Origin of the sequence: Belliella calami, assembly GCF_022549695.1 — a bacterium.
Taxonomy (GTDB): domain Bacteria; phylum Bacteroidota; class Bacteroidia; order Cytophagales; family Cyclobacteriaceae; genus Belliella; species Belliella calami.
In genome coordinates, this window is the sequence record NZ_JAKZGS010000001.1 from 216,156 (window position 1) to 230,008 (window position 13,853).

At 35.2% G+C, this 13,853-nt stretch carries 12 protein-coding genes; all 12 read right to left on the reverse strand.

Annotated features, from left to right (window positions below):
- Positions 1-4: 4 nt before the first annotated feature.
- Positions 5-1,138 carry a glycosyltransferase gene (locus tag MM236_RS00805; protein WP_241273020.1) on the reverse strand — a complete coding sequence of 378 codons (1,134 nt, stop codon included), beginning with the start codon at positions 1,136-1,138 and terminating at the stop codon, positions 5-7.
- 306 nt (positions 1,139-1,444) lie between these two features.
- Positions 1,445-2,596: a hypothetical protein gene (locus tag MM236_RS00810; RefSeq protein WP_241273021.1), complete on the reverse strand. Its 1,152-nt coding sequence runs from the start codon at positions 2,594-2,596 to the stop codon at positions 1,445-1,447.
- Positions 2,597-3,440: 844 nt separating this feature from the next.
- On the reverse strand, positions 3,441-3,830 hold the full coding sequence (locus MM236_RS00815) for a hypothetical protein (protein WP_241273022.1): 390 nt from the start codon (positions 3,828-3,830) through the stop codon (positions 3,441-3,443).
- A gap of 19 nt (positions 3,831-3,849) precedes the next feature.
- Positions 3,850-4,227, reverse strand: a complete 378-nt coding sequence (locus MM236_RS00820; protein WP_241273023.1) for a hypothetical protein — start codon at positions 4,225-4,227, stop codon at positions 3,850-3,852.
- 475 nt (positions 4,228-4,702) lie between these two features.
- Positions 4,703-5,527: a glycerophosphodiester phosphodiesterase gene (locus MM236_RS00825; protein ID WP_241273024.1), complete on the reverse strand. Its 825-nt coding sequence runs from the start codon at positions 5,525-5,527 to the stop codon at positions 4,703-4,705.
- Positions 5,528-5,817: 290 nt separating this feature from the next.
- Positions 5,818-6,456: a hypothetical protein gene (locus MM236_RS00830; RefSeq protein WP_241273025.1), complete on the reverse strand. Its 639-nt coding sequence runs from the start codon at positions 6,454-6,456 to the stop codon at positions 5,818-5,820.
- Entirely contained in the window at positions 6,456-7,025 is a 570-nt protein-coding gene (locus tag MM236_RS00835; RefSeq protein ID WP_241273026.1) for a hypothetical protein, read from the reverse strand. Before MM236_RS00835 ends, MM236_RS00830 begins: the two co-directional genes overlap by 1 nt.
- Before the next feature lie 28 nt (positions 7,026-7,053).
- The gene (locus tag MM236_RS00840; RefSeq protein ID WP_241273027.1) at positions 7,054-7,770 is read right to left on the reverse strand and encodes a TIGR04255 family protein; all 717 of its coding nucleotides are present in this window, start codon (positions 7,768-7,770) and stop codon (positions 7,054-7,056) included.
- A gap of 404 nt (positions 7,771-8,174) precedes the next feature.
- Positions 8,175-9,278, reverse strand: coding sequence for a glycosyltransferase family 4 protein (locus MM236_RS00845; protein ID WP_241273028.1), 1,104 nt, complete (start codon positions 9,276-9,278; stop codon positions 8,175-8,177).
- A complete protein-coding gene (locus MM236_RS00850; protein WP_241273029.1) occupies positions 9,279-10,883 on the reverse strand; it encodes a glucosamine inositolphosphorylceramide transferase family protein in 1,605 nt (534 codons plus the stop codon).
- 142 nt (positions 10,884-11,025) lie between these two features.
- Positions 11,026-12,138, reverse strand: coding sequence for a glycosyltransferase (locus MM236_RS00855; protein ID WP_241273030.1), 1,113 nt, complete (start codon positions 12,136-12,138; stop codon positions 11,026-11,028).
- Positions 12,139-12,188: 50 nt separating this feature from the next.
- Entirely contained in the window at positions 12,189-13,847 is a 1,659-nt protein-coding gene (locus MM236_RS00860) for an asparagine synthase-related protein (RefSeq protein WP_241273031.1), read from the reverse strand.
- Positions 13,848-13,853: the final 6 nt, after the last annotated feature.

Sequence of the window (13,853 nt, forward strand, 5' to 3'; positions counted from 1 at the left end):
CCCTTCATCCTTTTGTCCCAGTCTTCCTAAACTCTGAATAAACTTCCTCCAATTGCATCACCATCTTTTGCAAAGAAAATAACTCCACCACTTTTCTCCTTGCTGATTTTGACATTTCTTGATGGGTAGTGGGATTATTGATCAAATTAAGTGCAAATCTGGCCAATTCCTGATATTCTTCCACTTCGCAAATAAAGCCTTCTTCGCCATGCGAAATGACTTCAGCGATTCCTCCTGCAGCAGTGGAAACAACAGGAATTTCGCAGCTCATAGCCTCTAGCATAGCTACTGGCAAACCTTCATATTCCGAAGAAATCATAAATAGATCCATCATCGATAAAAAAGGCAAAACATCTTTCTGCAATCCTACCAGATGAAAATTACTTCCTTTACCTGATTCTTCGATCTGTTTTTCGATCTGTTCTCGCCATGGACCCGCTCCTACTAGAACAAAATGAACTTCAGGTTCACTTTTCAATATTTCTAAGGCTTGCTCAACCCAAAGCCAAAGTCTTTTTTGCATTCGAAATACAGCTACATTCCCTATCACAAAAGCTTCTTTGGGAATGGAAAGAGACTTACGGATTCTACTTCCTTCCTCAGTATTCCTTACAAACTTATCTTTATTGACACCATTTTGTATCAATTTCAATTTAGGTTTCTCTTCGATTTTGAAAGGACTTAAAATACTATTCAAACGAAATGAAAGTGCCACTTCATTCGAAACCGCAATTGCAACATCTTGTTTCTTGAATGTCAAGCGATTTGCCCAATAAGTGATTTTCTTATACCTATCCCAAGTATTGTGTTCTGTATATACCAATGGAATATCCAATTTCCTCACCACAAACCTTCCCAAAATCCCAGCCCAAGGCAAATGAGCATGGATAAGGTCTATCTTATTTTCAATTACATATTTTCTAACAAGGGAAATTTGTTTAAACAAGCCTAGGTTAGATGATGGTAAAAAACTCACATTTATCCCAATCTGCTCCATTTCCTCTACAATATTTCCTTCACGATGGTAAAAATGGATACATGAAAACTCAAAACTTTTCTGGTGCACAGCTGCTGTTTCCAGAATCAATTTCTCCGCCCCTCCCCGTCCAAGGGATTTTATCAAGTGTAGTATTTTCAAGTTTGTTTTAGATTAAGATTTTGGAGAGAAGTTTCTCGCAAAGTGTCTAGTCCTGAAATTAGTTGACACTTTTTTTATTGATTTCTCTTTATTCTCTTCAGGTATTCAATTGCCCCTTCAGGGCAAAAGTGAATCAGACATTTACCATTGCATTGGGTTGAAACCCAATGTTAGTGTCACTTGCCCTTTCAGGGCATATTCTCATTTCTTTGTCAAGCATTAAGTCTCACAACGTGTCTTGAATCTTTTGTCTCACATCTTGTCTCACATCTCACGTCTCACATCTCATATCTTGCCTGTATCCTCTCACCCCCCTCTTGGCACATCGTACTGGGTACTTTGTACTTCAACCTCCTCCCTGCGTCTTCTTTCTTCTTCGACGATTCTGTTATATATAAGGGCTCTTTTCTTGAGTTTATTTGTTTTTTGCCAATCGAGAAATGCAATAATCACAAATAGCATGAAGTACATGATTTGGCTTTTTTGCCTGATAATGATCCCCAAATTGGACATGATAAAGGTCATGGAGATGGAAATGGAGATAAATACCACGCCTGCCATCTTGACCATCGCTGGTGCATCTTTGATGTATTTGATAAAGTCTTTGTTGATGATACGGGTGAACATGTAGAGATACAACAAATTCTCAAATGACACAATGATCCCCAAGAAATTTGGAGAATCTATAAAAAGTGGCCTAAACCAAAAGGTGAATAGCTTCATGGGTAGATTGTAGTTGGACATATCTACTGCCGAACCTGCAGAGTAACTCAGCCTGTGGGCATTGAGTGCTGATTCTTCTTCAAATGACTCTAGAAAGTTGTTAGGATCATAGCCTAGGTAGAGGAGAATCTTATCATACATGATGATGCTGAAAACCAAACCAATTACCGAAACGAGTACTTTCTGGTAAATCGGGACTTTTTCTTTTCCCAAGACAAATCCAACCGCCATCCCTATCAATACCGCAACCAAAATATGTGGTCTGACCATGTAGGAAACATAAGCACCGATCAACAAATGTGGGATTCTCTTTCTTGGCTGGGACAATCCATAGATCAACAATCCCAGACCTCCAAAAATCACTGCTCCTTTTCCCAAAGATGCTGTCCAAAAGTGCATATTGGGAAGAAAAAGGATGATGGTAATGACATCATATCCTCTGATCTTTAAGTTGAAGCGAAGGTTCTCTTTGAAGAAAAGATAAAAATAGATAAAACCAATAAAACCAAACCAGGTGAACAAAAACATGGTCATCTCAAAGTTGAAAAAGAAATAATTCACAAATGGATAGGCAAGCCACTCCATAAAATCGGTTCCTGTATTGAAGGCGTCAGACCAATTGTCCCAACCGTTTTTTGCCCGATAATAATATAGCTTGGAATCTGATCTATTGAATAAGGTGTAGGTATAATATACTCCCCCAAAAAACATGTGATACCAAAAGAGCTTGTTCATAAAACTCACCTTCAGATAGGGATGGTCTCTCTGAATCTTACCCAACAAAGGCTGAGTAATCAGAAATAGAAATATGATTAGAAAGAGAGCGCCAAACATGAATTGATATAATTATCCGCAATGATACCAGAAGGTGAGATTTTACCTGAAATCATGGGGGTGATCGTTAGGAGGTTAGTAGTTGATTGGTTAATGGTTAATTAGTTGATTGATTGTTGGTTGATTAGTTATTGGTTAATTGGTTATTAGTTAATTGGTTATTGGTTATTGGTTTACAAAGTGATTGGTTTTAAATCATTTTGTAATCTAATAGTAATGAACAGGTAATACATAAAATTTAATCGATGAGCATGCAAATTAAGCCGATTTTTTGATTTTATTTTGAGTAAAAATATTTACTTCTGTTAAACTCGATTGAATAATTTTTGAAAGAAATTGTATTTATAGACCCCAACTGACTGGGTTTAGTTTGCAACTAAACCCTAATATCTTCCTGCTACAATCCATGTTCTCCTTTTTCACCACAGAACATTCTATGCAAGAAAAGTGGGGTAAGTTTGCAGTGAAAACAAAGTAGGGGTTTCGGGCTGTGGGGACACAGCCCGAGGTAAGTACATGATACATGAAATTTAATCGATGAGCATGCAAATTAAGCCGATTTTTTGATTTTATTTTGAGTCAGAATATTTACTGCTGCTAAACTCGAATGAATACTTTTTAAAAGAAATTGTATTTATAGACCCCAACTGTCTGGGTTTAGTTTGCAACTAAACCTTAGTATCCTCCTGCTACAATCCATGTTCTTCTATGTCACCACAGAACATTCACTTATGACGATCTTTTTTTAAAGTTTATCAAAAACAATTTTATCCATATTCTCACTTAGACTGAGACTATAAAGATTTTTAGTTTCAATACACCGCAATACTTTTTTGTATAGGAAAGCTTTAGATTCATCTGTAATATTTTCACTACCCCAAGCTCCTGATTTAGCATGGACAAACATCAGGTAAAGTGAATTATTCTTTATAATCAAAAGATAGTAAAACCTAAAACCACCACGACCTCCTACTCTTTTATTGAGGTATGGTGTTTCATTACTGTTATTAAGCCTTGTTCCTGAGAGAAGCTCTTGAGTTGATTTCCCGAAAAAATAGCGTATAGCTTCTTGTTCAATTGTTTTATACGAGTTTTTTGATTTTAATTTTTCAAATTCTATCTTAAAATCTTCCAAACAATACAGGTTCATGGTCTTAGACTAAGGACAGTTTTTTAGTGGTTTCGACAAACCCTGGCATTTCAGGAAGGAAAAAAAATACTGATTCCAAGTCCTCACATGCTACTTTTAATTCGTCTAAAGCTTCTTTAAACGCTTTGATCTCATCTTTTGCAACACTTTTTTTTCTTAAACTATCCATCAATAAATATTGACGAATCAAAGTCATCCTTAAGTCTTTAGCTGATGAAATCAAATCATTCATTAGCATTAAACTTTCCTCATCAAGATTATCAAACCATGTCAATGATTCAAACCCTTCAATTATATTCCAAAGCTTCTCGGTTTTTGCATAAAGGGTTTTCTTAAAGTCTAATATTTTATCCAAAAGCGAATTTATCTTTTCCTCTTCCAAAAGAGGTGATTTTTTCTCGTGAAAAGAAAAATCCCTCACTTGAAAATACGCTTTTTCTATTTTAACCCTATTTGACATACAATCCATATTCAATAAAAATCAAGTTATGTAAAAATACAAAATATCTGAGAATTTAATTGTTAAAATTTATACAATTATGTTTCTATGTCGATTAGTTAAGAAACCAGACCTGCCAGATTTAAATCTTTTATTGGTTTTCCCTGCCAAACAAGAGACCTGTTCTAATTTAATAAGAAACCTGGCAGGTCTTATCTAAACGGCATTGAATAATGTATGAATCATTCCAAAACTAATTCGGTCTGTGAAGACACAAACCGAGGCATAAAAACCACCATGTTATGTGGCCCCACAGAACATTCTATGTAAGTAAAGGGGTTTAAGTTAGTTGTGAAGACTCAGTAGCAGTTTCGGTATGTGAGGACACAAACCGAGGATAACAACGAAACCTTTATCTCTAATCTTTCCTTTTCAATTTGAGTAATTCATTTGGGTAATCGGTATAGATTCGTTCCACTCCCAACTCCAACAGTGACTCCATCACTCCTATATCATTCACTGTCCATGCCCCTATTTCCATACCGGTTGCCTTTACCTTGGCTACCTTTTCTGCGGTAATTCCGGAATAATGGATAACCAAAGCCTCAAACCCAAATGCTTTCGCAGTCTCAATATCTTTGTCAATCGCTGTATCTGGAAGCCTATCCCAAAAAACAGGAACTGAAGAATTTTTCGATTTCACTTTTTTCATCAACTCAAGGTTGGCATCATTAAAACCTACCCAAGCTGCTGCCTGATATTTGTCAATCAGCTCAAATACTTCATCCACACAATCCATCTTTGGTTGGATGGAAAGTCTGGTTTTCGATTGTGAAACAATCAATTGTAGCACATCTTCCAAAAGTGGCACTGTCAACTTGGGCGATTCTTCCAAAGAAAGCTGATGTCTGTTTCTAAATTCCCAAGCGATATCAACAGATGCTATTTCATCAAAAGTATGTGCCGCTATCTCCATATCCACTCCCGAAACTCTCTTGAGATTCTTGTCGTGCGTGACCACCACCTTGCCATCAGCAGAAAGAAACACATCCAATTCAATCCAATCAACTCCCAATTCCAAAGCACTAACAAAAGCAGGCATGGAGTTTTCCGGAAACTCCGAAGAATTTCCCCGGTGTGCAGTCACACCATTTTGGAGAAAAGCTTGCTGCGCTGCAGCAGTGACAAAAGTCAATTGCTGTATCCATATGCACAGAATGAATATTTTCAGGAGATTTTTCATGCTGCAATTTACCCGCTCTCAACCTGGTTTTGGTTAGGAATTTATTATGGAATTGTTAGGGATTTTGGATTTAAAGATCTGTTAGACAAAATATGGTTTTCGGGCTGTGGGGACAAAGCCCGAGGGGAAGCTGTGAAAATCCAGTAGGAGTTTCGGTCTGTGAGGACACAAACCGAGGTTGAAGGGACTCAAACCGAAATTGTATTTAGACTCCAACCGACTAGGTTTAGTTTGCAACTAAACCTTTATATCCTCCTGCCTCAATCCATGTTCTGCGTTCCCACAAAACATTACAAGAGGTATTTATCGGTAGGAAGAATCGGGTAGTTGCATTTTTCAACTCTTGCATATTGGGCAATCAATGCTCTGGCTTCATTGGCCAACTTCTTTTTAAACCTTTTTCGTTCTCTTTCATCATGAATTTCATACAAATACATTCCCTTTTCAATCAAGAACCACCTAACAGAAAAATGCCAATAATTCCACCTCATTGGTGTATGAAGGATTTTGCATTGAGCTCGAAAAAGTTCAAAATTATTTCCCATAGAAAAATCTGCAATTTGGTTTTCTATTTTACCAATCAATACCTTCCAAAAACCTCTTTCTGAGTCTAAAGTAAAATGGGTCTCAAAAATTGGAACAGGATCAACTTCAAAATCAGGACTACAGTATTTTGCATAACTCTCTTTTCCCAAAGTTGTTAGTTCTATTTGAATATGCTTGTAAGTATAAGAACCGAGTAAACTTGTAGACAAATCTTCAATGTGCTCTCTCGGGCTGCAAATAGTTTCTACTTTTAACTTACCCGTATCTGCATTTACAAGGTTTTCCTTTTCCGAAGTATACCTGATCAGATAATATGGGGATAGATCACAAGAAATCCTCTTGAATTTAGAACAAGGTAAAATTTCTGTTGGATATAAATTCATCAATAGTGAAATTCTAATTCAGGTTTATAAACCATCAAATTGGAAAAGGCTATTTTAAATGACTCAAAATCACCTGCAAAACTTGGCAATTTATCATCATTATTGAACACTGCAAAGGTTATCTCCTCATAATCATATTCCTCCAAATCTAAAAAATGACTAATATATACTGTATAATTTCCTTTTAGAAACGTGTAATAAATACAACAATCAAAGGTTAATTCCAATGACATTTTATCAGGATCAAAAGTCAGTAAAAAATTCAAAGACTTTGTCATTTCTTCTTGGGCAAATTCAAACTCAATTTCGCTGAAGGATTCAATATGTTTTTCAAACTGCTCTTTGAAATCCGTATAATATTTTATAAATTTTTTATTGAGATGACTACGCTTGATTCCTTCATCAGAAATAGAATTATGAATCTGTTTTATTTTGGCACTATGAAAGAATGGGGTATTAACAGAACCTTGATTATAAATATAAGCTCCTGTTGAATAGCTATCAGCGTTGCTTCCAAAAGAAAAAATGCTCTTATTTATAGAACTTATTTTGTTAATTGTATTTTTCATAGTCGACATAATTGATTAAACATTTAATTCAATAAATAGGTTTTAATTCATTCAAAAAACGTTCATTCAAAATATCGAAAAACACTTTTTTTTCTTCAGAATGTGCATTTGAAATGATTTGGAGTAATTCATCTAAATCGGAAATATTTACATCTCTAATAACATCAATATCGATATTTGAAATCTTTGAAACAATGTTGTCTGACCCTATCAAATTTAGATTATTTGCTAAATTCAAAACTATAATAAAATTATTCTCAAAAAACTCAGACCTGAATATAAAGTTTTCAGATTGGATTTTTGGCATTCCAAAGGAAAAACTAAATTTGGTGATATCATGTATATCCATATTGGGATATTCACTAATGTAACGTAAACCTATCCTAAGATAACTTTCAATTCTTTTTGTATTATTTATTTGCACGAGAACCTTTTTCACTTCGTCAAAATACTCTTCCCACCCCAAATAAGATTCTAGGCAATTGAAAACCATAATATTTGGCAAGAATTCAATCTTTATCTTCTTATTAAAAAACAATGCACTTCCACTAATAGATAGTTTTACATTACTTTCTAAGACAAATGGAGTACTGTGCAAATTCGGTCTATTTGCATATGTATAGTCGTCATCCAATGATTCGAAAAAAATCCCCAACAAAATATCAAAAGGAAGTTTGGAGGAATATCTCACTTCAATTATAGAGTCCTTGATTCTATCTGGTGATATTTTACTAGGCAACTTCATATTGTAAATTCTCCTTATATTGGACAAAGGTCAAGTCTCAAAAATAATAAATTGTTATAAATATAAGTTGTTTTCATTGTAATCATAAACATTTAGCACTTTTTAACTTTGAATCCAAAAAGGCTCGGGTAGGTATATCACCCACAAGGAAAGTAAGTTTTAAACTTTTGATTTGATTCCTTGCACAACAAAACTAATAGTCTCTATAACATGTGGGAAATGATCGGTAAGAGCAAGGAAAATCCAATCTAATCAAGTTTCCCAAACCCATGTTCCGTGTCCTCACAGCCCCATGTTCTGTGTCCTCACAGAACATTCATGCTTAACGCTAAACAACATTTCGGGCTGTGGGGACACAAACCGAGGTTAAAACGTCGGAGTAAATGCAGTTTCTTACTCAGAGGCTAATTAACCAATCTCTCATACAGCTCCTCAAATTGTTTGGTGTTGACTGCTTCGTCATGGGCTTGAATTGCCTGCCTCCTTGCTTGATTTGCAAGTTTCTGCCTAATTAAATCATCTCTTTGAAGACTGAGGATTTTGTCTGCAAACTGGTTTGTGTCATAACTATCGATCAATACTCCTGAACTCCCATCTGAAATCAACTCCTCTGTGCCAGGGATTTTTATTGCTACTGTTGGGGTTTCTTGAATAGCCGCTTCTACTACTACTCCCGGCACACCTTCTACCAATGATGTCAATAAAAGCAAATCTGCTCCAGCAAGGATCTCTCTTACTTCCTTCTGGTAACCACAAAAGATAACTTGTCCACTTATCGCCAAAGTTTCACTTTTTGACCTTAAAACAGCTTCTTGTGGCCCTTCCCCTACCAAAAGCAACTTGACTTGCGGAAGCTCTTTCTTTAATTCAGCCAAAACGTCCAAACTGAAGGTTACATTTTTCTCCAAACTCAAACTTCCAACCTGGACAATTATAAAATCATCGTTAGAAAGTCCCCATTTTCCAATCAACTGATGCCTTGAGTTTTCCTTGTTGAAAATAGCCGTATCAAACCCTCTTTTTATGATCGAGCACTTCTTGGTGGATAGTTGTAAGGTTTGTTGCAAGTCTGCCGAAGCATACTGACCTACTGACACAAAATGATCAATCCGCTTTGCCAATAAACCATAAATCCACTTGATCAAAGGTCTTTCATTGATCCAATAAGAGAAAATAGAAATGTTACGGTAAATAAGTTTCGATCTGTTGCTTCCTGTCATTGCCAAAGATGCGTACTTGAAAGTATCCGAGCCATTGGCTTGTACAATGTCTGGCTTGATTTCTTTTATCAACTTCTTTAGGCTAAAAATCAATTTTACATCAAACCTTGATTTTTTTTCTGTCAAATCCAGATTGACTCCACCTTCTATACTTAGATTTTCAGGATGTTCATACAACCCTACAAACCAAACTTGATGTCCTCGCTGAATTAACTTTTCGGACAATCTTTGTGCAGAGATCTCTGCTCCTCTTGATTTGCGGGAAGTGACGAGTTGGATTATTTTCATCTATCTTCTGAAAGAATCTGTTACCAAAAAATTTTCACTTCTATTGATGGTGTGGGTACCTTTCAAGTCTTTTTGCCAATCAGCCTCTACGACTTCTGTTGTTACTTCCTCATATTCAAAAATATTCCATTTGATAATTTTTTGAATCTTGACTCTATGTCCATAATGCTTGGCTGAATCTTGTGCAGGTCTGTACCAGTCCCCATCTTTCTCAAACAAAGCACCAGCTGGCCTACTCGACTTCACATCAGAAACTATTGGATTTTGAGGGTGTGATATCCAGTTTCCATTCACAAAATCTTCCGAGTAGTAAAGATACAATTCATCAAAAGATGAAGTAGAAGGATGTGCTTTTTGGTTAGCAAATAACCAATACAAACCATCTTTTTTGCAAATTGTAGGATCATAAAGCTTTTGATCTAGCATCTTTTCATTAAACAATTTCCAATCATAGGGGGATTTTTCAGCTTTATATAATCTCAATCCTGCTTTTGCGGCACTTTCTACGTACATCCAAAACGTTCCATTCTCCTCCCATACAAATGGATATGAAAGGTGATAAGCTTCTTCTATTATTGTTTGGAAACCACTTACTTTATCATTTTCAATTTTGGCTATTGCTATGCTTCCTTTATTCTTTTTGTAGCAATATTGCTCTGCAAAAAGCCATGCACCTCCCTCTTTTTCGATCAAAAATGGATCAGCAAGATAATTGCCCTCAGGATTTGATATTTTAACTTTTTTACCTGAATCTTTTTTACTTAACCATATCTCCCAAACTTCTTTATTGAAAAACTCATGGAATTTTCTATAAACGTTTCTTTTTGACCAAGAAAAAAACAAACTGATCATCCTCAAATTCCCAGGAGGTTTAAATAACTCTGGATTTGAAGGAGCGATGCTAAGCGCTTTCTTCTTCACTTCTTCTCTCCAAGCCAAAACACCAATGGAATTTATCCTCGTCAACTGCCTTGGAATAAAAAACAAACTTTTCCAATATACCTTATTCGCATTTCTATGAACAGAAAGTGGATCCGTCCTACTCAATGATCTGTAGATCACATTTCCTGCATCCAATTTATCAGTCAAAATCTGTAAAACCGAACCCGTTTCATTCCAGCCCAACATTACTTCCCAAAAACAAGGAGGTCCACCTTTATTGACCAAATTATCTCCATGATGATAGGACCAAATCCCCAATTTCGGAATATCCAAAAGCTCTCCCTTCAAAACCCTGAATCCCAAACGAATCAAAACATCTGGCTCTTGCTCCTTGATTTCTTCTAAATCTTGGTTTTCAAAGGAATCTGAAAATTTCTTTTGGACGGGATTAACCTTGATTACCTTAGGTTTAAAATTCTCGATTTCCAGAATATTTTTCCTCTCAAAAGCATTTGGAATTGTCTTGAAAACTGTCCTCTCAATTTTGGAAAACACTCGGTATAGTAAAGGTGATTTTTTTCCCGAAGGTTTTGGTTTTTGGTTTAAAACAATAAACCTGACATCTGCCAGGTTTTGATGGATAATTACTTTCACCATCTCCCAAGCCCATGCAGGTACAGATAAATTATCAAGTAGTAGTCCTATTTTGAGCTTATTCTGCATATTCGTTTCATTAAACAGTATTTCGGTCTGTGAGGACACAGACCGAGGAAGTGCTGACAACCATGTTCTGTGTCCTCACAGAACATCCTTTTTCTTTTTTAACCAAACCCCATGTTCTGTGTCCTCACAGAGCATTCCGACCTCAATTACTATCAAAAAAATCCTTTAACACCTTTTCGTATTCGTAAGCTATTTTGCTGATTTCAAAGCGCTGTATAGCTTCTTCTCTCGCTGATTGTCCCAATTTCTTCATCTTATCAGGTTCTGCAATGGCTTCCATCATCTTGGCAGCCAAAACTTCAACATCCTTTACAGGATAAACCAATGCACTCTGATCAGCTTTCACGGCTTCCAAGTTCATGGGGATATCGGAAGCGATGATGGGAATTCCTGACATCATGGCTTCTACCAATGCTCCTGAAAACCCTTCGTACCAAGATGGAAAAACAAAGCAATCTGCATCATAAAGTTTCTCGGTGACATTTGAGATTACTCCGGGGAGTGAAACTTTGTCTTTCAATCCAAGCTGCTCTATCAATTTCTCAAGTTCAGAGCGGTGGTTTCCTTCTCCATAGATCACCAAACTGCTCTTTGGATATTTCCCATTTACTTTCCCAAAAGCCTCAATCAATTCCCCGAAGCCTTTCACTTGTAATAAGCGTCCGAAGGAAATAAACCTAAAAACATCTCCCTGACTTGCCTTCCAAACTTGCATCGGAACAGCTCTTCCCCTATAGACTACAATAGATTTCGACAAGGGAACTCCCAATGTCCTTACATGGGATTCGGCTATATAGCGAGAATTGGAAATATACCGCTTCGGAATTCCTGCCGTCATGCGATCCAATGCCCAAAAGAATTTGAATTTTAAATGTTGAATCACACCTTTTGCTCCAATACGATTGGCACTGTAACTATCGCTTACAAATGTACCTATCAATGGAATTCCTGTTCTAAAGCTTATTAGTCTTGCAACTAAATTGGCTCTTAAAAGAGAGGAAACCAACAAATCGGGCTGCTCATTTTCCACCAATTGCTTTAAGCGAAAATACCCCTTCCAAAAATCATATTTCCCTTCTAAATCCAAAAACTCCAATGGAATTCCTGCTTCAAGATATTCTTCTCGAAGGTCATGTCTTGGGTATAAATAAACTACCTTAAAATCAACCTCTTTCGAAAAAAACGGCAAAATCTGTAACAGGCTTTTTTCTGTACCTGCATTGATTAATGTGTCTTGGATGAAGAGGATTTTCAATTACTATTATTTAATTTAACAAATAGAATATTTCAGATAGAATACTCAGATTATTCTGTACTAAGTTTTTCATAAACTTTTACTATTATGAATATTCTAAAAAGCAAACGTATTTTTGGGACTTCTTCCTTTTTATATTTGCTAAAAAATTTTTTGATGTTTTTTGGAATATACTCTTTTAACCAGTTTTTAGATTTAGGATTAACTACATTTGAATTATTATTCAGGTCGTTTAGTATTTTGCTTATCTCTACTGAATTCAAACCTAACCTCGACCAGTCCCTTTCATGAACACTATTCAAATAACTACAAATTAAACCTTTAAATGACTCGCTTAATATCACATTCATATCTCCAATAGACGTTTTCCTAGCAAAAGGGATATCAGGAAAATATTTATTTATTAGATGCCTAGTAAGCTTTTTATCTAGAAGGATTTTTGACTGAATTTTTTCAGAATACTCAACAACTTTATTGTTAAGTAAAGGATTATGAATTTCAACAAAAGCAAGTTTTAAATCAGTTAAAGCACTATTAACATATTGCTTTCTAAAGTTTCTTGCTAATCTCAAAGAATAATTTAAGTTCTTTTCATTTTTATCTTCTATAATTATATCAATATCTTTCTGATCAGATAATAAAAGATTATTCAAATTTTTAAAATCATTTACTAACTCACATCCTTGGGTTTTTCTTGCCATTCTTGGAGAGTGTGATTTTGAAACACCAAAATTATGATCTCCTCTAACGATATTTTTTACCCTGCTATTTTGAAAGTCTGACCATATTTTAAAACCATCCAAATAGCCTGAAATATGATCTACTCTTCCTTCACCATACTTCAAAAACCTATCAAATATTTCATTTACGTTTAAAGATTCATTTTCTAAAGGTAGAATATGATGCTCAAGACCACATTTGTTAGTCAACCTAATTGCTACATTAACATCACTATCCTTTTGTTTTAAAAATTCTTTAAAAGTCCATGTATAACACCTCAATTGATTTGGTATAGCAATAAAATGTAAAAGAATTCTACTTTCTATTCCACCGGACAAAAGATGGCCTGTACAATTACTTTCAATAGTTACCTGATCAAAGCTACATTTAAAACATGATTCAATAGATGGTAATTTTGTATTGTCTGAATAATATTGTTTTTCAATATTTTTAATTTCAATATTATTATTATCGAAGTTATACTTCAACAAAGAATTTCTATTAAGAAAGTTTATTCTCTTATCCCAACTATTATTAGGTCCCAATGTCCCAGAGCTTAACATCCACGGCACTACTTTTTCATTAAATTCAAAATTTCCTAAAAATTTAATTACGGAAAATTGGCTAGATGAAAATGCAAAAAATTCATCATTACTAAAATACCAGATTGTTCTCGACCCTGTAGAATCTGAGAGAAGCTCTAAATTTTCAGATTCCTTTCGAAAAATAAAATAATTTCCATCTGGCACAATCCCCATCTTTTTCCATTCACCAATCTCTGCAAAACCAAGGAGTCCATGATTAATATCCAAATTCAATTCTTCGAAATATCCGATAATAGAGTGGAACGTTGTTGTGTTTTCCAGCTCTTTTAAAGTATGTGAATTAGAAAATTCATTTTTTATCCATCTTTTTAAATTCAAAAGAGATGAATCATATTTTGTTTTTATTCGAGGTGATTTGAAGAAAATTGAAACTATTTTTGCCATAATTGG